Source organism: Sphingomonas glacialis, assembly GCF_006439055.1.
Classification (GTDB): Bacteria; Pseudomonadota; Alphaproteobacteria; order Sphingomonadales; family Sphingomonadaceae; genus Sphingomonas; species Sphingomonas glacialis_A.
Genome location: NZ_RCZC01000003.1, coordinates 239,320 through 259,334, shown reverse-complemented (window position 1 = coordinate 259,334; position 20,015 = coordinate 239,320). Strand labels below are relative to the sequence as shown.

Sequence of the window (20,015 nt, the reverse complement as noted above, 5' to 3'; positions counted from 1 at the left end):
ATCTCACGCAATGCTCGATCTCCAGACCAGCCTCGCCCAGCCCCATGTCACGCGCCGTGCGGATTACACCCCGCCCGACTGGCAGGTGCCCGAGATCGCGCTCGACTTCGCGCTCGATCCCGCGGCGACGCGCGTCACCGCGACGCTCCACGTCCAGCGCGGCGACGCGCATCGCCGCCCGCTGCGGCTCGACGGCGCGGGGCAGACCTTGCTGTCGGTCAAGGTCGACGGCGTCGCGGTCAATGACTGGACGCTCGAGGGCGAGACGCTCGTCGTGCCACTGAGCGGGTCAGCGCATGTCATTGAAACAAGCGTCGAGATCGCGCCCGAGCGCAACACGCAGTTGATGGGGCTCTATGCCTCAGGCGGCATCCTGTGCACGCAGTGCGAGGCCGAAGGCTTCCGCCGTATCACCTATTTCCCCGACCGGCCCGACGTGCTGAGCCGCTATCATGTCCGCATGAGCGCCGACAAAGCACGCTATCCCGTGCTGCTCGCCAATGGCGATCCGATCGCGTCGGGCGAGCTCGAAGGCGGGCGGCATTGGGCCGAGTGGCGCGACCCCTTCCCCAAGCCGTGCTACCTCTTCGCGCTGGTGGCGGGCGATCTCGCGGTCAATCGCGGGAGCTTCGTGACGATGTCGGGCCGTGAGGTCGCGCTCGGCATCTGGGTCCGCGCCGCTGATATCGAGCGTACGCATCATGCGCTCGACGCGCTCAAGACGTCGATGGCGTGGGACGAACGCGTCTATGGCCGCGAATATGATCTCGACGTCTTCAACATCGTCGCGGTCGACGATTTCAACTTCGGTGCGATGGAGAATAAGGGCCTCAACGTCTTCAATTCGCGCTACATCCTCGCCGATCCCGACACCGCGACCGATTATGATTACGACGCGATCGCCGCGGTGGTCGCGCACGAATATTTCCACAATTGGTCGGGCAACCGCGTCACCTGCCGCGACTGGTTCCAGCTGTCGTTGAAGGAAGGCTTCACGGTCTATCGCGACCAGGCCTTCTCGGCCGACCAGGGCTCGGCCGCGGTCAAGCGGATCGAGGATGTCCGCGGGCTTCGCGCGTCGCAATTCCCCGAGGATGCCGGCCCGCTCGCGCATCCGATCCGCCCCGACGAATATCAGGAAATCTCGAACTTCTACACCGCCACGATCTACAACAAGGGCGCCGAGATCATCGGAATGCTCGCCACGATCCTCGGCCGCGAGAAATTCCGTGCCGGGACCGATCTCTATTTCGACCGGTTCGACGGCACCGCTGCAACCTGCGAAGATTTCGTCGCGAGCCTGGAGGATGCGAGCGGGATCGACCTGACGCAATTCCGCCGCTGGTACGGCCAGGCGGGCACGCCGCGCGTCACCGCCTCGTTGCACCACACCGAAGGTTCGGGCCGCGCCGAGCTCGTGCTCGCGCAGCGCACCCCTCCGACGCCGGGCCAGGAGCACAAGCTGCCGCTCGTGCTGCCGCTGCGCATCAAGCTGTTCGGTGCCGAAACCGCACAGACCGTCGCGCCCGAGCAGACGATCCTGCTGACCGATGCCGAGGAGCGCATCGTGTTCGAAGGCGTCACCGAACGCCCGGTGCTGTCGATCAACCGTGGCTTCTCGGCTCCCGCGATCCTCGAGACTGACCGGACGCCCGCCGATCTCGCCTTTCTCGGCGCGCACGACGACGATCCGTTCGCGCGGTACGAGGCGCTGCAGCAATTGATGCTCGACACGCTGGTCGCGGCTGCGGGCAACAACCGCGCCGACACCGCCGCGGTCATCGCGGCGGTCGCGGGGACGCTTGCGGACGCGACGCTCGACCCGGCGTTCATTGCCGAAGCGGTGCTGCTGCCTTCGGAAAGCTTCATCGGCGACCAGATGGCGGTGGTCGATCCCGACGCGATCTTCCGGACGCGTGAGGCGCTGCGCCGCGAGATCGGGCGGACGCTCGAGCGTGACTGGCGTGCCGCCTATGACGCGTCGCAGGCGACGGGCTCACACTATGTCTATTCGCCCGAGGCGAAGGGCCTGCGCCGGCTCAAGTCGGTCGCGCTCGGCTATATCGCCGCCTCGGGTGCGAGCGATGCCGCCGCGCTCGCCTTCGCGCAGTTCGAGGCCGCCGACAACATGACCGACCGGCAAAGCGCGCTGACGACGCTGGTCGCCGGCGATTCGGCCGAGCGCATCGCCGCGCTCGACATCTTCTACAATCGCTACAGCGACAATGCGCTGGTGCTCGACAAATGGTTCTCGGTGCAGGCGATGGCGCCGCGCGACGATACCGGCGCGGTGGTCGCCGAATTGCTGCGGCATCGTGCCTTCACGCTCGCCAACCCCAATCGCGCGCGCGCGCTGATCGGGGCGTTCGGTGTGAACCAGCGCGCGTTCAATGCGGTCGATGGGTCGGGCTATCGCTTCCTTGCGGACCAGCTCATCGCGCTCGACCGGATCAACCCGCAGACCGCCGCCAAGCTGATCGCGCCGCTTGGGCGCTGGCAGCGGTATGATGCCACGCGCGGGAGCTTGATGCGCGCCGAGCTGACGCGGATCGTCAAGACGCCGGGCCTGTCGAAGGATATGTTCGAGCAGGCGTCGAAGAGCCTCGACGCCTGAGGGTCGCTTAGCGTGCGGCGGCGACCTGGCTCGCCGTCGCGGCGCGCGCCGAGTCCATCGGATGCAGCGTCACGAGCGCCAGCGCACCAAGCGCGAACCCACCGACGAACTTCCACAGGAAATCGGACTTCAAGACGCTACGCATTGCTTCTGACCTTTCGCGCCCGGCCCCGTGCCGAATCGCTGCGGTGCAGCAAATCGGCTTCTCGGAGTCGTTTCGCAAGCGGCTTATTGGCAACCCAGCGTTAACGGAAACTGACCGTTAGCGCAGATTCGCGCATGCCGTCTGGATCCGCTGACACGCCTCGGTGAGCAGCGCGTCCGACGTCGCGTAGGAAATCCGCATCGCCGGCGACAGGCCGAACGCCGCGCCCTGCACCGCCGCGACCTTGGCATCGTCGAGCAGGTAGCCGACGAACGCCTCGTCGGTGTCGATCAGCTTGCCCGCGGGTGTCGACTTGCCGATCACCCCCGAAAGCTCGGGATAGACGTAGAACGCGCCCTGCGGCCGCGGGCAGGTGATGCCATCGGCCTGGTTGAGCATCGACACGACGAGATCGCGCCGCCCCTGGAAAATGCGGGCCCAATCCTTGAGGAAGCTCTGGTCGCCATTGAGTGCCGCGGTCGCCGCCGCCTGCGCGATCGAGCAGGGGTTGCTGGTCGATTGCGACTGGAGCTTGGCCATCGCCTTGATCAGCCACGAGGCACCGCCGGCATAGCCGATCCGCCAGCCGGTCATCGCATAGGCCTTCGAACAGCCGTTGGCGGTCAGCGTGCGTTCGTAGAGCGAGGGGCAGACCTGCGCGATCGTCGCGAACTCGAAACCGTCGTACAGGATATGCTCGTACATATCGTCGGCGAAGATCCACACGTGCGGGTGCCGCTCGAGCACATCACCCAGCGCCTTGAGCTCGGCGGCGGTGTAGGCAGCGCCGGTCGGGTTCGACGGCGAGTTGAGGATGACCCACTTCGTGCGCGGCGTTATCGCCGCCTCGAGCTGCTCGGGAAGCAGTTTGTAGCCCTGCGATGCGCCCGCCGCGACGAACACCGGCGTGCCGCCCGCGAACAGCACGACGTCGGGATAGCTCACCCAATACGGCGCCGGGATGACGACCTCGTCGCCGGCGTCGAGCGTCGCGACCATCGCGTTGAACAGCGTGTGCTTGCCACCGACGTTCACAGTGATCTGGTCGGGCGTATAATGCAGGCCGTTGTCGCGCGCGAACTTGGCGACGATCGCGGTCTTCAGCTCAGGCGTGCCGTCGACATTGGTATATTTGGTCTTGCCGTCGCGGATCGCCTGGATCGCGGCGTCCTTGATGAAATCGGGCGTGTCGAAATCGGGTTCGCCCGCCCCAAGGCCGATCACATCGACGCCGGCGCGTTTCAGCTCCTGGACGCGCGTGGTGATCGCGAGCGTCGGCGAGGGCTTTATGCGAACGAGCGCGGCGGATGGCTGCATGAGAAGGACCTTGCGGAAAATGCCGCGGTGCGGCGGGTTCGCGCGAGCGCTTATCGTGCCGGGACGTTTGTCGCAACCACTCGCCGCGCACGAATCAGTCCGCGCAGGGCATTGCCGACGAAAAATTCCTGCGTCAGGTCCTGCTCGGTCAGCACATCTTCCACCGCTACGCCCTGCGCGATGAGATCTGCGCGCAGCACGCCGGGGAGCAGCCCATCGACAAGTGGCGGGGTAACGAGCCGATCGCCGCGCGGCACGAACAGCGTCGTGAAGCTCCCCTCGGTCAGCCGTCCGTCGGGGCGCACGAACACCACTTCGTCACTCCCGGCGGCGCGCCGCGCGGCATCGTAGAAGTTGCGATCGCTGGTCTTGTGGCGCAGGCGGATGTCCGCCGGCGTGACGGGCAAGGGCACCACCGCGACCGAAAATGGCGCATCGCGTGCCGCGGGCAAAGGCGCGACTTCGATCGCCACAGCGCCACTGCGCGCCAGCAGCAGCCGGACTTTCCGCCCCGCGCGAAGCCGGAAGGTCGCCGCCTGCAATTCGTTGCGCGCACTATGCCGATCGAACGCGAAGCCGAACGCGCGCGCGCTCGCGGTCAGCCGCTCGAGATGGCGGTCGAGCCGGAGGATGCCGTGCTCGGGATCGAACGCCATCGTCTCGATCAGGTCGAACGGCCGCGGATCGCGCGTCATGAAGGCGGTCTTCGCCTTGGCTTCATCCCATTCGGCGTCGGCGCGCGAGTCGGCGACGATGCCGCCCCCTGCCCCATAGCGCGCCTGGCCCTCGCCATGCGGCAGCGTCAGCGTGCGGATCGCGACGTTGAACATCGCATCGCCCCCGGAATCGAAACGGCCGATCGCCCCGGTATAAAGGCCGCGCGGCCCCTGCTCGATCTCGGCGATCGCCTGCATCGCCGCGATCTTCGGCGCACCGGTAATCGATCCGCACGGGAACAGCGCGGCGAGCACGTCGATCGCGTCGGTGTCGGGCGCGATCTGCGCGGTGACGGTCGAGACGAGCTGATGGACCGTCGGATAGCGCTCGACCTCGAACAGATGCGGCACCGCGACCGAACCCGCGCGCGCCACCCGCGCGAGATCGTTACGCATCAGATCGACGATCATCAGGTTTTCCGCGCGCTGCTTGGGGTCCTCCGCCAGCGCCGTGGCAGCGGCAGCATCCTCCGCCGGCGTCGCGCCACGCCGCGCCGTCCCCTTCATCGGGCGACACGTCAGCGTTTTGCCCTCGAGCGCGAAGAACAGTTCGGGCGAAAGCGACAGGATCGTCGCGTCGCCCGTGTCGATCAGCGCGCCGAACCCGGCGCGCGCGGTCTCGCGCAACCGCGCATAGGCCGACAGCGGATCGCCGAGCACCGTGACCTGACCGAGATGCGTGAGATTGGCCTGGTACAGATCCCCCGCCGCGATCCGCGCCTGCACCGCTGCGAATTGCGTCTCGTAGCGGCTTTTGTCGATCGTCGGCTCGGGCGGCCCGATCCAGACGCCCGCGGGATCGGGCAACAGGCCGGAGACATCCTCGCGCGCGATCTCGGCAAAGTCCGCGAACAGCCCGAACCACAGCAACGGCATGGCCGATACGGGCGGTTCGCCGAGCGCCGGCTCGAACGCCGCTCCCGCTTCGTACGACAGATACCCCGCCGCGTGCAGTCCGTCGCGCCGGGCGGCCCGCAGCGCGCCCAGCGCCGGCGCGATCTGCGCCAGAGTCCGCGCCACGACGATCCGCACCGGATCGCGATAGAGCCGCGCCGGCGCACCGCCGTCACGGGCATCGTCGAGCAGGACGAAAGGCGGGGTGAGACGCGTTACCATATGTCGTCCTGCAGATGCCCCGGCTTTGCCGCCCGGGGCAACCCTTGGTTTTCGCGGTGGTCCGCCGTATCTCGATGCGATGAGCACCCAGCCCCCCCTGCCGCCGCTGCGCGCCGCGATCGTTCCGGTCACCCCGCTCCAGCAGAATTGCACGCTCCTGTGGTGCACCGCGACGATGCGCGGCGCCTTTGTCGATCCCGGCGGCGATCTCCCCAAGCTGCTCGCCGCGGCCGAGCAGCATGGCGTCACGGTCGAGAAGATCATCCTGACGCACGGCCATATCGACCATTGCGGCGAGGCCAAGCCGCTCGCCGACCAGCTCGGCGTGCCGATCGAGGGACCGCACGAGGAAGACCGTTTCCTGACCTGCTCCTTGTCCGAGAGCGGCGCGCAATACGGCATACCCGGCATCAATTTCGAGCCCGACCGCTGGCTGGTCGAGGGCGATACCGTCAGCGTCGGCGATCTCGTGCTCGATGTGTACGAGACGCCCGGCCACACCCCCGGCCATGTCATCTTCCATCACGTACCGTCGAAACTGGCGATCGTCGGCGACGTGCTGTTCGCAGGCTCGATCGGGCGCACCGATTTCCCGCGCGGCAATCACCCGCAATTGCTCGAATCGATCGTCACCAAACTGTGGCCGCTCGGCGACGACACCACCTTCCTCCCCGGCCATGGGCAGCCGAGCACCTTCGCGCACGAGCGTCGCACCAACATGTTCGTCAGCGACGCGGCGATGGCGGCCTGAGCCGATGAAACCGGGCGACATCCGAATCGGCATCGGCGGCTGGACCTATGAGCCGTGGCGCGGCAGCTTCTTCCCCGAGAAATGGCCGCAGAAGCGCGAGCTCGACTATGCCGCGAGCAAGCTCACCGCGATCGAGGTCAACGGCACCTATTATTCGTCGCAAAAGCCCGCGACCTTCGCATCCTGGGCGAAGGCGGTCCCCGACGGCTTCGTCTTCGCGCTGAAGGCGTCGCGCTATTGCACCAACCGCAAGGTGCTCGCCGACGCGGGCGAATCGATCGCGCGCTTTACAGGGCAGGGGATCGTCGAACTCGGCGACCGACTCGGGCCGATCCTGTGGCAATTCATGGCGACCAAGAAGTTCGATCCCGAGGATTTCGGCGCGTTCCTCAAGCTGCTTCCCGCCACGCAGGACGGCGTCGCGCTGCGCCATGCGGTGCAGGTCCGCCACGAGAGCTTCCAGACACCCGAATTCGTGGCACTGGCGCGCGCCGCCGGCGTGGCGATCGTCTATGCCGATTCGACCGACTATCCCGCGATCGCCGATGTATCGGGCGATCTGGTCTATGCCCGGCTCGAGGCTGCGGTCGAAGAGGAGCCCGCCGGCTATGCGCCAGCAGCGCTCGATCGCTGGGCCACGGCGGCGCGAAGCTGGGCCGAGGGCGGCGCTGCGGCCGACTTGACGTATCTCGCCGATCCCGCGCCGAAAACGCCGCGCGAGACGTTCGTCTTCTTCATCAATGGCGCGAAAGTCCGCGCACCGCATGGCGCGATGGCGTTGATCGACCGCCTGCGCGGTTAAGGCGTTGCGCCGGCAGCGCTAGCGGGCGTTTGCGCAGGCGTGACCTGCGGTTGCGGTTGCGGCGGGGGTGACGGCGCGACGGCATCGACGCCCGGCGCAAGGATCGCCGCACTTTCGATCGTGTCGAGCGCGCGGCGGACATCGACATAGCGCCGCGCCGCGCTGGTCCAGCGATCGGCCTGCGCGACCCCGGGCGTGCGCGACACCTCGGCGAGCGCCGCCTCGACCTGCCCCGCCTCGAGCAACCGCCGCGCGCGCGCGACGCGGTCGACCGGGAGCGGCGAGGGCGTTCCGGCGCGGCGCAGCACGATCAGATGGCCGAACTCGTCGCGCAGGCTTTGCCACCAGCCATTGCTCGCAGCCCCCGTGAGCAGTTCGGGCGTGACGCCATCGAGCCCGGCACGCAGATCCTCGAGCGTGACGGGCTCGCGCGCTGCCTGGATGATCGTCGCGACTGCGGCGGGCTGCACCGCGGCGAAGCGCGTGCGCAATTGCCCCTCGAGGAAGCCGAGATTGAGCCCGCGGTCGATCGCGCGGCGCGCGGCAAAGGCGATCATCAACGCCTGGCTGCGCGTCGCATAGGTCGAGGCGCGCTGCGAATCGCGGTCGATCGTCCCGGCGCGCGCTTCGAGCGCGTCGAGTTCGGCTGCGAGCGCGGCCTCGCGCGTCGATAGCGCGGCGAGCTCGAGCGCCGGCGCCGCGGCGGTCGCCTTGCTGGGCACGATCACCAGCGGCGCCTGACCGTTGGCGCCGACCGGCACCGTGACGGTGGCGAGCGGCTTGGTCTCGGTCTTGACGTATTTGACCACGAGCAGCGCGGCGAGCCCCGCGCCGACCAGGAACGCGATCAGCGCGAGCGCGATGCCGGCGCGCCAGCCGGGTCCGCGCGCGGCGCGCGGCGGGGGCGGCGCGGAGAGCGGCGGAAGCAGGCGCGGAACGGGTCGATCGGGGAAGGCCGAATCACGGCTGGGCGATCCGGGCGTGGCGGGATCGGGGACGGGGAGGGCGGGTTCGTCCATCACCGCCTTATCGGGGCGTCGGCGCGGGCGGTCAATCGCCCGTCGCTGTCGACAGGCCGAGCGCGGCGCCGAACAGCGCGGCATCGTCGGGAGTGGCGGCTGCCGCCACGCCACCCCAGCCCGCGCTGAGCGTGGCGGCGATTGCCGGACTGAAGGCGGCGATGGCGATTCGCGAGCGGTCGAGCCCGGCTGCGGTGACGAGTGCCTCGAGCCGCCGCGCGGCGCGCGCCGAATGGAGCAAGGCGATCGTCCCCTCGACTACCTGCAGGGCGTTAGGCGCGACGGGTACTGCGACGCTGTGATAGACCGGAAGCACAGTCGCGATCGCACCACCCGCGCCGAGCGTGCGGTCGCGCCCGGTCAGATGCAGTGCCCGGCGGATTCCATGCGCGTGGGCGAACGCGGCGATCTGCGCGCCGTCGCCGCTGCCGATGGCCATGACGTCAAACCCCGCCGCGCGCGCCGCAGCGGCGGTATGCGGGCCGACCGCCAGCACCGGCAGGCCCGTCAGCGCGGCAAGCCCGGCCCCGCCGAAACGCAGCGTATTGGCGCTGGTCAGGATCAGCGCATCGTGCTGCGCGGGATCGGGGACGCCCCAGTCGAGCGCCTCCACCGCGAACAGCGGCAGCGCGCGCGTCTCGAACCCGGCCTCGGCAGCACGCGTGCAAGTCGCGGCATTGCCCGGTTCGGGGCGCAGCACCGCGAGCGGGCGCGTCACGCCGCGAACAGCCGCCGTACCGCCTCGGGCGCGCGGTCGAGGAGATCGGCGGCGAGCCGATCGGCGAAGGTCCCGTCACCGATCGCGCCGCGCATCTCGCCGCTCACATGCGCGCTGCCGTCCTCGGCGAAGAGTTCGGCGCGCAACAGGATGCTGTCGCCATCGAGCGTCGCGAGCGCGGCGACCGGCGAATGGCAGTCGGCCTGCAACGCAGCGAGCAGGCCGCGCTCGACCAGCACGCACAGATGCGTCGCCTCATGGTCGATCGCGCCGAGCCAGTCGCGCATACGGCTGTCGTCGGCGCGCGCCTCGATCCCGACAGCACCCTGCGCAGGTGCGGGGAGCATGACGTCAGTTTCGATCCCGACCCCGACGCCCGGACGCCCGAGCCGGTCGAGCCCCGCTGCGGCGAGCATCGACGCATCGACCTCGTTCGCCGCGACCTTGGCGAGCCGCGTGTCGACATTGCCGCGAAAGAGAACCGTCTCGAAATCGGGCCGCAGCCGCTTCAACTGAGCGACGCGGCGTGGCGAGCTCGTTCCGATAACCGCACCGTGACGGAGGGCTTCGATGCTCGGCGCACCGATCAGCCGGTCGCGCACATCGGCGCGCGGCAGCATCGCGGCGATCGCGATTGCGCTTGGCCGCACCGTCTCGACATCCTTCATCGAATGCACCGCGAAATCGATCGCGCCCGACAGCAGCGCGCGGTCGAGTTCCTTGGTCCACAAGGCCTTGCCGCCGATCTCGGCGAGCGCGACGTCCTGGACGCGGTCGCCAGTCGTCTTGATCGGCACGATCTCGATCGCGTCGATCTGCCAGCCATGCGCGGTGCACAGCGCGTCGCGCACCATATTGGCCTGGACGAGCGCGAGCGGCGATCCGCGCGTGCCGAGTTTGAGCTGGGGGTGCGTCACGAAACCGTCTCTCCCTTTTGGCGCCACTGTGGCGAAGCGCCCCGGCTTCGACAAGCCGTGCGCGAGCCGCTACAGGCCTTACCATGGCATTGATCCTCGGCCTTGAATCGAGCTGCGACGAAACCGCGGCATCGCTCGTCACCTCCGACCGCAGCGTCCTCGCGCACCGGCTCGCCGGGCAGGAGGCGGCGCATCGCCCGTTTGGCGGCGTCGTCCCGGAAATCGCGGCGCGCGCGCATGTCGAGGTGTTGGCGCCCTTGGTCGAGGCGGCGCTCGCCGATGCCGGCGTCACGCTCGCCGATGTCGATGCGATCGCGGCGACCGCCGGGCCGGGGCTGATCGGCGGCGTGATGGTCGGGCTCGTCACCGGCAAGGCGCTCGCGCACGCCGCGGGCAAGCCGCTGATCGCGGTCAACCATCTCGAGGGTCATGCGCTCTCGCCGCGGCTGTCGGATCCCGATCTCGAATTTCCCTATCTGCTGCTGCTCGTCTCGGGCGGGCATTGCCAGTTGCTGCTCGTCGAGGGCGTCGCGCGCTATCGCCGCCTCGCGACGACGATCGACGATGCCGCGGGCGAAGCGTTCGACAAGACCGCCAAGGTGCTCGGGCTCGGTTTCCCGGGTGGGCCCGCGGTCGAAGCCGCCGCTGCGCGCGGGCGGGCGATCGTGCCGTTGCCGCGGCCGATGAAGGGCTCGGCCGAACCGCATTTCTCCTTTGCAGGCCTCAAGAGCGCGGTGGTGCGCGCGCATGACGCCAAGACCTGGGAGGTCGACGACATCGCCGCTTCGTTCCAGGCAGCGGTGGTCGATTGCCTGCTCGACCGCACGATTCGCGCGCTCGATCGCGCGGGTGACGCGACCGCGTTGGTCGTCGCCGGCGGGGTTGCGGCCAATACGGCGGTGCGCACTGCGCTGAGCGGGCTGGCGAGCGACCATGGTTTGCGCTTCGTCGCGCCGCCTTTGTGGCTGTGCACCGACAATGCCGCGATGATCGGCTGGGCGGGTGCGGAACGCTTCGCCGCCGGCCTGACTGATCCGCTCGACATCGCGCCGCGGCCTCGCTGGCCGCTCGATCCGGGTGCCGAGGCGGTCCGTGGGGCAGGGGTGAAGGCATGAAGATCGGCGTTCTCGGCGGCGGGGCCTGGGGCACCGCGCTGGCACAGGTCGCGGCGCGCGGTGGCGCGCCGGTCACGCTGTGGGCACGCGAAGCCGAAGTCGTCAGTGCGATCAACGACTCCCACGAGAATACGCGCTTCCTCGCCGGGGTCGCCCTGTCGCCGTCGATCCGCGCGACATCGGGGCTGGCCGAGCTCGCCGACTGCGACGCATTGCTGGTGGTGGTACCGGCACAGCATGTCCGCGCAGTGCTCAACGAAACGCCCGTTGGAGCGACGCCACTCGTGCTCTGCGCCAAGGGAATCGAAGCCGGGACGCGCCGGCTCGTCGGCGAAGTCGCGCAGGCGCTGCATCCCGCCGCGCCGATCGCGGTGCTGTCGGGCCCGACCTTCGCGCATGAAGTCGCCGCCGGCCTGCCGACCGCGGTGACGCTCGCCTGTGCCGATCCGGTAATCGGCGCGGCGCTCGCCGATCGCCTCGCCGGGCCGAGCTTCCGCCCTTACGCCTCGGACGACGTCATCGGCGCGGAGATTGGCGGCGCGGTCAAGAACGTGCTGGCGATCGCGTGTGGCGTGGTCGAGGGCGCGGGGCTCGGGCAGAATGCGCGCGCCGCGCTGATCGCGCGCGGCTTTGCCGAGATGACGCGCTTCGGTGTCGCGCGCGGGGCGCAGGTCGAGACGCTCAGCGGGCTGTCGGGGCTCGGCGATCTCGTGCTGACCTGTTCGTCGACCGCCTCGCGCAATTTCTCGCTCGGCATGGGGTTGGGACAAGGCAAGCGTGCCGCGGACCTGCTGTCCGATCGGCTGACCGTCGCCGAGGGCGCCTTCACCGCGCCGGTGCTGCGCGAGGCGGCCGCCGAAGCGGGCGTCGACATGCCGGTGGTCGAGGCGGTGTGCGCCTTGCTCGAAGGGGCCGAGGTCCAGGCGGTGATCGGTGCGCTGCTCGCCCGCCCGCTGACGCGCGAATGATGCGCTGGGCGGCACTGCTCAAGGGGGTCAACCTCAACGGGCGCAAGCTGCCGATGGCCGATTTGAAGGCGCTGGTCGAAGGGCTCGGCTATCGCGAGGTCGCAACGCTGCTCGCCTCGGGCAATGTCGTGTTCGCATGCGACGAGACCGATGGCGCGAAGGTCGAGGCGGCGCTTGAAGCGGCGCTGGACGGCTATGGCCTCAAGACCGATGTGGTCGTGCGCAGCGCCGCCGACTTGCGAGCCATCCTCGCCGCCAATCCCTTTCCGGAGGCGACGCCCGCGCGGCCGAACCATGTCGTGGTGCTGTTCCACCGCGACTCGGTGCCGGCCGATCTGCTCGATGCGCTGCCTGAGATCTATCAAGGTCGCGAGACGCTCATCGCGCATGGCCGCGAGCTCTATATCGATTATATCGACGGGATCGGCGCGTCGAAGCTCCCGCAGGCGATGGCGAAGCTCAAATTTCCCCAGCTCGCGACCGCGCGGAATTGGAATACCGTGGTCAAGCTGACGGCGTTGCTGGAGCACCCGCACGGTTAGCACCCGTCACCCTCGCGAAAGCGAGGGTTCCGCTTCTTCTTCTCGGGCCGGGCCAGGCAGCGGGATCCCCGCTTTCGCGGGGATGACGGGCTACCCCGCTCAGAAATCGATCGCGATGCCCTTCGATTCCCAATCGCCATAGCGCGTCGGGTCGAGCCCGTCGGGGTCGCCTTTCGCGCTCTGCCCCTTGGGCGCGACCGGATTAGGATCGGGTTCGGGCACCGGCGGACTCTTGCTGAGATAGGCGGGTGGCTTCACATGCGGCGGGCGAACGGCCATGGAGTGTCCTTGATGCACGACAGGTGCGCCCCCGCTACATCGGCGGCCTTTAGACAGAGTTCAAGCTTTTGACCCTTCCGCCGCCACGTCGCTACATGCCCAAACCCGAACCGGTCGATCCGCCCGGCGTCCCCGCACGCCGTGCAGCACTCCGCTTGCTCGACGCCGTCTTGCGCCAGGGGCTCCCGCTCGAGGCCGCGATCGGCCGCGCCACCGCCGGGATCGAACGCAGCGACGACCGGGCGCTCGCCCATGCGATCGCCGCCGAAGTGCTGCGCCGCCTGTCCGATCTCGACGCGCTGATCGACTCGGCAACCAAGACGCGGTTGCCCGATGACGCCAAGGCGCGCTTCGCGCTGCGGATCGCCTTGGTGCAGGCGCTGTCGCTCGGCACGCCGCCGCATGCCGCGATCTCGACCGTGCTGCCGCTCGTCGATGGCGGCCCGCGCAAACTCGTCCACGGCGTATTCGGCACGCTGATGCGCGGCGGCGATCAGCTGCCCGAACAGCCGACCTTGCCGGATCCGGTCGCGATCCGCTGGCACGCCGCCTGGGGTGACGACGGCATCGAGGCCGCCGAGCGCGCGATGGCCGCGCCGCCGCCGCTCGACCTGACGCTCGCCGACCCCGCGACGACCGACGCGATGGCCGAGACGCTCCGCGGCGTCTCGCTGCTGCCGGGCCATGTCCGCCTGCCATCGGCGCATGTGCCCGAACTGCCGGGGTTCGAAGAGGGCAGCTGGTGGGTGCAGGACATTGCCGCATCGCTCCCCGCGCGGCTGCTCGGCAAGGGCGCGGGCAGCGTGCTCGATCTGTGCGCGGCGCCCGGCGGCAAGACGATGCAGCTCGCCAGCGCAGGCTGGAGCGTCACCGCGATCGATTCGTCGGAAAGTCGTCTTGCGCGACTTCACGAAAATCTCGAGCGCACGCACCTCGCCGCGACGGTGATCACCGCCGACCTGCTGCTCTGGTCGCCGCCGGCACCCGTCGATGCGGTGCTGCTCGACGCGCCGTGCAGCGCGACGGGCATCTTCCGCCGCCATCCCGACGTGCTCCACCGTGTCCGCCCGTCGCAGATCACCGAGCTGGCCGCGCTGCAGGCGAAATTGCTCGCGCGCGCCGCCGATTGGGTCAAGCCGGGCGGCACGCTCGTCTTTGCGACCTGCTCGCTCGAACCCGCCGAGGGCGAGGCACAGCTCACCAAGTTCCTCGCCGCCCGCCCCGATTACAGCCTCGTCCCCGTCACGCAGGACGAATTGCCAGCGGGGATCGCCCCCAATCCCGGCGGCTGGGTGCGGACCTTGCCCGGGATGATCGATCCCGGCGGCAATGACGGATTCTTCATCGCGCGCTTGCGCCGACAGGGTTAAGCGTTGCTTGCCCACGCCCGCGACCATGCTAGAGGCTGAACGACCATGAGCCAGCTTCCCGTCCGCATCGCGCCCTCGATCCTCTCCGCAGACTTCGCCAAGCTCGGCGAGGAGGTCCGTGCGATCGATCTCGCAGGCGCCGACTGGATCCATGTCGACGTGATGGACGGGCATTTCGTCCCCAACATCTCGATCGGTCCGGGCGTGGTGAAGGCGATCCGCCCGCACACGACCAAGCCACTCGACGTCCATCTGATGATCGCGCCGGTCGACGCCTATCTCGAAGCGTTCGCCGATGCCGGTGCCGACACGATCAGCATCCATGTCGAGGCCGGGCCGCACACGCATCGCAGCCTCCAGCACATCCGCCAGCTCGGCAAGCGCGCGGGCGTCGTGCTCACGCCGCAGACGCCGGCCAAGGCGCTCGACTATCTGCTCGAGGAAGTCGATCTGGTGCTGGTGATGAGCGTCAATCCCGGTTTTGGCGGGCAGGCGTTCATCGAAAGCTCGCTGCGCAAGATCGAGGCGATCCGCAAGATGATCGACAAGGGCGGCTACACCGTCGATCTCGAGGTCGACGGCGGGATCGACCACGCCACCGCGCCGCGCGCGATCGCCGCAGGGGCCGATGCACTGGTCGCAGGCACGGCGACCTTCCGCGGCGGGCCCGACGCTTACGCCGCCAACATCGCAGGCCTGCGTGGTTAGGAGCCGCGATCTGCCGCAGCCCGATCCGTCCGCCCCCCTGGGCGACGACGCGCTGCGCGACAGCATCGACGAAGGGAAACGGCTCGTCCGGCTTGGAGGAGACAAGGGATTGTCGCTCGCCGAACGCCTCTCCGAGCGCTTCCATCGCCTGACCTGGAGCACGCCGATCCACGGGATGCGGCTGAAAGGCCGCCATCCGCTCAAACTCACCGCGGTTCCCGACGACCCCTTCCTCGGCGACGTCAAGCGCGGCAAGGCGTTGCTCGAGGGCACGCTGACCTTCCGCGGCGAAAGTCGCGAGATCGCGGCGCTCGATCTCGCCAAGCCCGATTTCTCGCGCGGTTTCAGCGAATATCTCCACAGCTTCGCCTGGCTGCGCGACCTTTCGACCGTCGCGACGCGCGCGCAGGCGACGCCGATCGCCGAAGCGTTGATGCGCAAATGGCTCGCGGCGCATGCCGAGAAGGTCTCCGAACCCGCCTGGCGCGCCGATCTCTGGGGCCGCCGGATCCTGTTCTGGACGGCGCATGCCCCGCTGATCCTGTCGTCGGCCGATCTCGTCTATCGCAGCAGCGTGCTCAACACGCTCGCGCGCGGCGCGCGCCATATCGACCGCGGTGCCGAGAAGGTCGCGCCGGGCGCACCGCGGATCGCGGCGCTGTGCGGCGTCGTCGCCGCGGGCCTACTGATCGCCGGCGGCGATCCGCGCCGTGGCGCGGTCGAGGCGGCGCTCGCCAAGGGGCTGGCGGTGTCGATCTTCGAGGATGGCGGCAATGTCGCGCGCTCGCCATCGGCGCAGGTCGACATGGTGATGCTGCTCACCGCGCTTCGCGAAGTGTATGACGCGCGCCAGATCGAGGCACCCGCCTGCATCGCGAGCGCACTGGCATCGCTGATGCCGGCGTTGCTCGGCATCTGTCATGGTGACCGCGATGTCAGCAGCTGGCAGGGCGGCGGGCCGATCGGGGCCGAAGCGCTCGACCAGATCATCGCCGCCTCGGGCGTGCGCACCCGCCCGCTGCGCCAGGCGCGCGACTGGGGCTATCAGCGGCTCGCCGCGGGCACTGTCGTCGCGATCGTCGATGCCGCCCCACCCCCGATCGCGCGGCTGGTCGAGGGCGGTTGCGCCTCGACGCTGGCGTTCGAACTGTCCGAGGGGCCGAACCGCATCGTCGTCAATTGCGGCGGTGCGCGCACCGGGATCGTCCAACTCCCGCCCGCGCTGAGCGAGGGGCTGCGCACCACCGCGGCGCATTCGACGCTGATCGTCGGCGACAGCAATTCGACCGCGATCCATGCCGACGGCACGCTCGGCCGCGGTGTCGGCGAGGTCGAGCTCGCGCGGCAGGAAAGCGATGCCGGCAGCCGGATCGAGGCGAGCCATGACGGCTATGCACGTCGCTTCGGCTTCCTCCATCGCCGCCAGATGACCTTGACCCGCGACGGCGCCGAGCTGCGTGGCGAGGACATGCTGCTGCCCGCGAGCAAACGCCGCAAGCTGACCGCGACGGGCTTTGCGATCCGCTTCCATCTCGGGCTCGGCATCCAGGTCTCTCCGACCGCTGATGGCCTTGCGGCGCTGCTGCGCTTGCCAGGCGGCGGGCTGTGGCAGTTCCGCTGCCGCGGCGGGACGCTCGCGGTCGAGGAAAGCGTGTGGATCGACGCCGAGGGGCGCCCACGCGCGACGATGCAGCTCGTCGTCACCGGCGAATCGCCCGCCGGCGGAGCGAACGTCAGCTGGGCGTTCAAGCGCGCCGGATGAACGTGGCCGGTTGAATCTTGGGGGGTGAGCGGGCAGGGGACGCGCGAACGTTCCCCGGAGCCTGCCCCATGACCGATATCCCCATCCGCCGCGCGCTTCTCTCGGTTTCCGACAAGACCGGGATCGTCGATCTCGCACGAGGCCTCGCCGGCCACGGCGTCGAACTGGTCTCGACCGGCGGCACCGCCAAGGCGCTGCGCGATGCCGGGCTCGACGTCCGCGATATCAGCGAACTGACGGGTTTCCCCGAGATGATGGACGGTCGCGTGAAAACGCTCCACCCCAACGTCCATGGCGGCCTGCTCGCGGTGCGCGATGACGCGGCGCATGTCGCATCGATGGAGGAACACGGGATCGGCGCGATCGATCTCGTCGTCGTCAATCTCTACCCATTCGAGGCGACCGTCGCCAAGGGCGCCGAGCGCGACGAGGTGATCGAGAATATCGACATCGGCGGCCCGTCGATGGTGCGCTCGGCCGCGAAGAACCACGCCTTCGTCGCGATCGTCACCGATCCGGCCGATTACGCGCTGGTATCGGGCGGGAGCACGACGCTCGCCGACCGCCGCAAGCTCGCCGCCAAGGCCTATGCGACCACCGCTGCCTATGACGGTGCGATCGCGACATGGTTCGGCACGATCGACCAGGGCGAGGCGTTCCCCGAAACGCTGCCGATCACCCTCAAGCGCGGTCCCGAGCTCCGCTATGGCGAGAACCCGCATCAGTCGGCGGCCTTCTACACCGCGGGCGGCGCCACCGCGCGCGGTATCGGCCAGGCGCGGCAGGTGCAGGGCAAGGCGCTGAGCTACAACAACCTCAACGACGCCGACGCAGCGCTCGACCTGGTCAGCGAATTCCGTGATGCCGCGCCGACCTGCGTCATCGTCAAGCATGCCAATCCGTGCGGCGTCGCGACCGGCGCGTCGCTCGCCGAGGCGTATGAAGCCGCCTTCGCCTGCGACACCGTTTCGGCGTTCGGCGGGATCATCGCGCTCAACCGCCCGCTCGACGGCGCGACCGCACGCGCGATCGCGGGGATCTTCACCGAAGTCGTCGTCGCACCCGATGCCGACGAGGAAGCGCAGGCGATCTTCGCTGCCAAGAAGAATTTGCGCCTGCTGCTGACCGGCGAGCTGCCCGATCCCGCCCGCACCGGTTTGCTCGCCAAGGCGATCACCGGCGGCTGGCTCGTCCAGACGCGCGACAATGCCAGCAACCCCGAATTGAAGGTCGTCACCAAGCGCGCGCCGACCGAGCAGGAACTGATCGACTGCCGCTTCGCCTGGACGATCGCCAAGCACGTCAAGTCGAACGCGATCGTCTATGCCAAGGACGGCAGCACCGCGGGGATCGGCGCGGGGCAGATGAACCGCCTCGAATCCGCGCGCATCGCCGCGTGGAAGGCGAAGGACGCCGCCGACAAGGCTGGCTGGCCGACGCCGCGGACGATCGGCTCGGCGGTCGCCTCGGACGCGTTCTTCCCGTTCGCCGACGGCTTGCTCGCCGCAGTCGAGGCGGGTGCGACCGCGGTGATCCAGCCCGGTGGCTCGATCCGCGACGACGAGGTGATCGCCGCCGCCGATGCGGCTGGCCTCGCGATGGTGTTTACCGGGGTGCGTCACTTCCGACATTGAGGCCGGTGACGGGCAAGGTGGGCGTCTCGCCCGCCTTGCGCCGGAACAGCGCGCGATCCTCGGGACGTGCCGCCCAGCGATACAGCACGAACAGATAGACCCCCGCGATCGCTGGCTCGCCGATCGCGAGTTCAGCCCATTCGAGGCGGTGCGGCAACCAGGTGAACGCCACGCCGACCGTTCCGGCGGCGAGCACCGCCCACAGCATCGGCCAGCGCCAGCCCGCGACCCCTGCGCCGAGCAGCCGCGACAGATAGGTCGACTTGATGATCGACGTGATCCCGACCGAGACGAACAGCGCCACCGCCGGCCCCGCCGCCTGATACGCGACCGGCCAGCCGACCCATTGCATCGCGAAGATCAGCGCGAAGCTGAGCGCGACCTGGAACAGCAGCATCCCGATCGAAATCGCGACATTCTGTACGCGCGCGATGTAGACGAGCGCAGATTCGCATACTGCGCCGGTCGAGGCCGCCGCCTCGGCGAGCAACAGGAACGCGAGCGCCGCGGTCCCCGCGACGAATTGCGGGCCGACGGTCCCCATCACCGCTTCGCCCGGAATCGAGCCCATCAAGGCAAGCCCGGTTTGCGCGGCGAGGATCCAGAATCCGACCTGGCGCACTTGGCTCGCCACGCCTGCAGTGTCGCCACGCGCGAGGCTCGAGGTGATGACGGGGCCGAGGATCGGGTCGAAGCTCGTCTTCAGCTTGCCCGGAATCGACGCGACCTGTTGCGCCATCCAGTAGATGCCGACGATGCGCGGCTCGAACATCAGGAACAGGATCGAGCGATCGACGTTGCGCGTCCCCCATTCGAGCGCATCGGCGCCCGCGAGCGGCGCATTGCGGCGGATCAGCGCGAAGGTGCGTCCGGGGTGCAGCCGCCAGCCATGCGGCCGGCCATAGCTACGCATGAACGGCACGATCGACGCGACGAGCGCCGCGGCCATCGACAGCATGTAGGCGAGCACCAGCCCGTCATGCGGCGCGATCGGATACAGCAAGCCCGCGGCAATCGAAATCGTCCACGGCTCGATCACCGCGCGCGCGGTCACCGTCGCCTGGACGTTGCGGCGATAGGCGAGGGCGGCAAGCATGATGTCCGACCAGGCGCTCGCGACGATGATGCACGGCAGCAGCCGCTCGAGCGCCGACGGATTGCCGCCATGGAACATCACGTCGGGCATCAGCAGCAATATGCCGCTCGCACAGCCCGAAGCGATCGCCGCGACGACGAGGCAATCCCATACGATCTGGACATGCGGCCGCTCGCTCTCGGAAATCGCGAGCGCGAGTCCGCGCTTCAAGCCGAAGGTCGCGAGCAACGCCGCGACTTCGACGAACAGCACCGCGCGCGCGAAGGTCCCGAGCGTGTCGGGGCCGTAGAGCCGTCCGGCGATGAACAGGAACGGCAGCCGCGCGACGAGCCGCATCACGAACCCGATGATATTGGTGCGCCCGCCCTTGGCGAGCGCATCGATCTCTTCGGTGGTACGCCCGCTTACTGGGGACTCGAATCCCAT

18 protein-coding genes are annotated in these 20,015 nt (G+C 69.0%); 10 read left to right on the top strand and 8 right to left on the bottom strand.

Going from position 1 to position 20,015, the window contains the following annotated elements; genetic code table 11:
* Positions 1 to 10 precede the first annotated feature (10 nt).
* Positions 11 to 2,614, top strand: a complete 2,604-nt coding sequence (pepN, locus tag EAH76_RS13025) for an aminopeptidase N (protein WP_140850706.1) — start codon at positions 11 to 13, stop codon at positions 2,612 to 2,614.
* Positions 2,615 to 2,621: 7 nt separating this feature from the next.
* Here the strand turns inward: pepN and EAH76_RS24165 are convergent, their stop codons facing one another.
* The 3 genes from EAH76_RS24165 to pabB form a co-directional block, all read right to left on the bottom strand.
* On the bottom strand, positions 2,622 to 2,759 hold the full coding sequence (locus EAH76_RS24165) for a hypothetical protein (RefSeq protein WP_170208025.1): 138 nt from the start codon (positions 2,757 to 2,759) through the stop codon (positions 2,622 to 2,624).
* A gap of 117 nt (positions 2,760 to 2,876) precedes the next feature.
* A complete protein-coding gene (locus tag EAH76_RS13020; RefSeq protein ID WP_140850705.1) occupies positions 2,877 to 4,076 on the bottom strand; it encodes a pyridoxal phosphate-dependent aminotransferase in 1,200 nt (399 codons plus the stop codon).
* Between the two features lie 50 nt (positions 4,077 to 4,126).
* Positions 4,127 to 5,908 (bottom strand): aminodeoxychorismate synthase component I, encoded by a 1,782-nt coding sequence (gene pabB, locus EAH76_RS13015; protein ID WP_140850704.1) that lies wholly within the window; start codon positions 5,906 to 5,908, stop codon positions 4,127 to 4,129.
* Between the two features lie 79 nt (positions 5,909 to 5,987).
* On the opposite strand from pabB, the gene EAH76_RS13010 reads away from it, so the two are divergent.
* Entirely contained in the window at positions 5,988 to 6,659 is a 672-nt protein-coding gene (locus EAH76_RS13010; RefSeq protein WP_140850703.1) for an MBL fold metallo-hydrolase, read from the top strand.
* Between the two features lie 4 nt (positions 6,660 to 6,663).
* Complete coding sequence (locus tag EAH76_RS13005) at positions 6,664 to 7,461, top strand: DUF72 domain-containing protein (protein ID WP_140850702.1); 798 nt, start codon at positions 6,664 to 6,666, stop codon at positions 7,459 to 7,461.
* On the opposite strand, the gene EAH76_RS13000 is transcribed toward EAH76_RS13005, so the two are convergent.
* Genes EAH76_RS13000 through hemC form a run of 3 tightly spaced genes read right to left on the bottom strand, consistent with a single transcriptional unit; the run spans position 7,458 to position 10,115 of the window.
* Positions 7,458 to 8,480 (bottom strand): hypothetical protein, encoded by a 1,023-nt coding sequence (locus EAH76_RS13000; protein ID WP_241659685.1) that lies wholly within the window; start codon positions 8,478 to 8,480, stop codon positions 7,458 to 7,460. The two genes, EAH76_RS13005 and EAH76_RS13000, sit on opposite strands and share 4 nt — an antisense overlap.
* A gap of 31 nt (positions 8,481 to 8,511) precedes the next feature.
* Complete coding sequence (locus EAH76_RS12995; protein ID WP_140850701.1) at positions 8,512 to 9,198, bottom strand: uroporphyrinogen-III synthase; 687 nt, start codon at positions 9,196 to 9,198, stop codon at positions 8,512 to 8,514.
* A complete protein-coding gene (gene hemC, locus EAH76_RS12990; RefSeq protein WP_140850700.1) occupies positions 9,195 to 10,115 on the bottom strand; it encodes a hydroxymethylbilane synthase in 921 nt (306 codons plus the stop codon). The genes EAH76_RS12995 and hemC overlap by 4 nt, the downstream gene beginning before the upstream one ends.
* An 83-nt stretch (positions 10,116 to 10,198) precedes the next feature.
* Here hemC and tsaD point away from each other — a divergent pair, with 83 nt between their 5' ends.
* The 3 genes from tsaD to EAH76_RS12975 are packed head-to-tail and all read left to right on the top strand — an operon-like array spanning position 10,199 to position 12,740.
* Positions 10,199 to 11,230: a tRNA (adenosine(37)-N6)-threonylcarbamoyltransferase complex transferase subunit TsaD gene (tsaD, locus tag EAH76_RS12985; protein WP_140850699.1), complete on the top strand. Its 1,032-nt coding sequence runs from the start codon at positions 10,199 to 10,201 to the stop codon at positions 11,228 to 11,230.
* Positions 11,227 to 12,198 (top strand): NAD(P)H-dependent glycerol-3-phosphate dehydrogenase, encoded by a 972-nt coding sequence (locus EAH76_RS12980; RefSeq protein ID WP_140850698.1) that lies wholly within the window; start codon positions 11,227 to 11,229, stop codon positions 12,196 to 12,198. The genes tsaD and EAH76_RS12980 overlap by 4 nt, the downstream gene beginning before the upstream one ends.
* Positions 12,195 to 12,740 (top strand): DUF1697 domain-containing protein, encoded by a 546-nt coding sequence (locus EAH76_RS12975; RefSeq protein ID WP_140850697.1) that lies wholly within the window; start codon positions 12,195 to 12,197, stop codon positions 12,738 to 12,740. The genes EAH76_RS12980 and EAH76_RS12975 overlap by 4 nt, the downstream gene beginning before the upstream one ends.
* A gap of 99 nt (positions 12,741 to 12,839) precedes the next feature.
* Here the strand turns inward: EAH76_RS12975 and EAH76_RS12970 are convergent, their stop codons facing one another.
* Positions 12,840 to 13,019 carry a DUF1674 domain-containing protein gene (locus tag EAH76_RS12970; RefSeq protein WP_140850696.1) on the bottom strand — a complete coding sequence of 60 codons (180 nt, stop codon included), beginning with the start codon at positions 13,017 to 13,019 and terminating at the stop codon, positions 12,840 to 12,842.
* A gap of 95 nt (positions 13,020 to 13,114) precedes the next feature.
* Here EAH76_RS12970 and EAH76_RS12965 point away from each other — a divergent pair, with 95 nt between their 5' ends.
* The 4 genes from EAH76_RS12965 (at position 13,115) to purH (ending at position 18,493) form a co-directional block, all read left to right on the top strand.
* A complete protein-coding gene (locus tag EAH76_RS12965; RefSeq protein WP_140850695.1) occupies positions 13,115 to 14,389 on the top strand; it encodes an RsmB/NOP family class I SAM-dependent RNA methyltransferase in 1,275 nt (424 codons plus the stop codon).
* 45 nt (positions 14,390 to 14,434) lie between these two features.
* On the top strand, positions 14,435 to 15,097 hold the full coding sequence (gene rpe, locus EAH76_RS12960) for a ribulose-phosphate 3-epimerase (RefSeq protein WP_140850694.1): 663 nt from the start codon (positions 14,435 to 14,437) through the stop codon (positions 15,095 to 15,097).
* A 52-nt stretch (positions 15,098 to 15,149) separates the two neighbouring features.
* The gene (locus tag EAH76_RS12955; protein ID WP_194151010.1) at positions 15,150 to 16,859 is read left to right on the top strand and encodes a heparinase II/III family protein; all 1,710 of its coding nucleotides are present in this window, start codon (positions 15,150 to 15,152) and stop codon (positions 16,857 to 16,859) included.
* Positions 16,860 to 16,927: 68 nt separating this feature from the next.
* Positions 16,928 to 18,493 carry a bifunctional phosphoribosylaminoimidazolecarboxamide formyltransferase/IMP cyclohydrolase gene (gene purH, locus EAH76_RS12950; RefSeq protein WP_140850692.1) on the top strand — a complete coding sequence of 522 codons (1,566 nt, stop codon included), beginning with the start codon at positions 16,928 to 16,930 and terminating at the stop codon, positions 18,491 to 18,493.
* On the opposite strand, the gene EAH76_RS12945 is transcribed toward purH, so the two are convergent.
* Positions 18,465 to 20,015, bottom strand: a complete 1,551-nt coding sequence (locus EAH76_RS12945) for a lipopolysaccharide biosynthesis protein (protein WP_140850691.1) — start codon at positions 20,013 to 20,015, stop codon at positions 18,465 to 18,467. The two genes, purH and EAH76_RS12945, sit on opposite strands and share 29 nt — an antisense overlap.

Coding starts and splice junctions, on each gene's coding strand:
- EAH76_RS12970 (WP_140850696.1), bottom strand. CDS start 13,019: ATGGCCGTTCGCCCGCCGCATGTGAAGCCACCCGCCTATCTCAGCAAG.
- EAH76_RS13000 (WP_241659685.1), bottom strand. CDS start 8,480: ATGGACGAACCCGCCCTCCCCGTCCCCGATCCCGCCACGCCCGGATCG.
- purH (WP_140850692.1), top strand. CDS start 16,928: ATGACCGATATCCCCATCCGCCGCGCGCTTCTCTCGGTTTCCGACAAG.
- tsaD (WP_140850699.1), top strand. CDS start 10,199: ATGGCATTGATCCTCGGCCTTGAATCGAGCTGCGACGAAACCGCGGCA.
- rpe (WP_140850694.1), top strand. CDS start 14,435: ATGAGCCAGCTTCCCGTCCGCATCGCGCCCTCGATCCTCTCCGCAGAC.
- EAH76_RS12975 (WP_140850697.1), top strand. CDS start 12,195: ATGATGCGCTGGGCGGCACTGCTCAAGGGGGTCAACCTCAACGGGCGC.
- EAH76_RS24165 (WP_170208025.1), bottom strand. CDS start 2,759: ATGCGTAGCGTCTTGAAGTCCGATTTCCTGTGGAAGTTCGTCGGTGGG.
- EAH76_RS12980 (WP_140850698.1), top strand. CDS start 11,227: ATGAAGATCGGCGTTCTCGGCGGCGGGGCCTGGGGCACCGCGCTGGCA.
- pepN (WP_140850706.1), top strand. CDS start 11: ATGCTCGATCTCCAGACCAGCCTCGCCCAGCCCCATGTCACGCGCCGT.
- EAH76_RS12945 (WP_140850691.1), bottom strand. CDS start 20,015: ATGGGATTCGAGTCCCCAGTAAGCGGGCGTACCACCGAAGAGATCGAT.
- EAH76_RS13005 (WP_140850702.1), top strand. CDS start 6,664: ATGAAACCGGGCGACATCCGAATCGGCATCGGCGGCTGGACCTATGAG.
- EAH76_RS13010 (WP_140850703.1), top strand. CDS start 5,988: ATGAGCACCCAGCCCCCCCTGCCGCCGCTGCGCGCCGCGATCGTTCCG.
- pabB (WP_140850704.1), bottom strand. CDS start 5,908: ATGGTAACGCGTCTCACCCCGCCTTTCGTCCTGCTCGACGATGCCCGT.
- EAH76_RS12965 (WP_140850695.1), top strand. CDS start 13,115: ATGCCCAAACCCGAACCGGTCGATCCGCCCGGCGTCCCCGCACGCCGT.
- EAH76_RS13020 (WP_140850705.1), bottom strand. CDS start 4,076: ATGCAGCCATCCGCCGCGCTCGTTCGCATAAAGCCCTCGCCGACGCTC.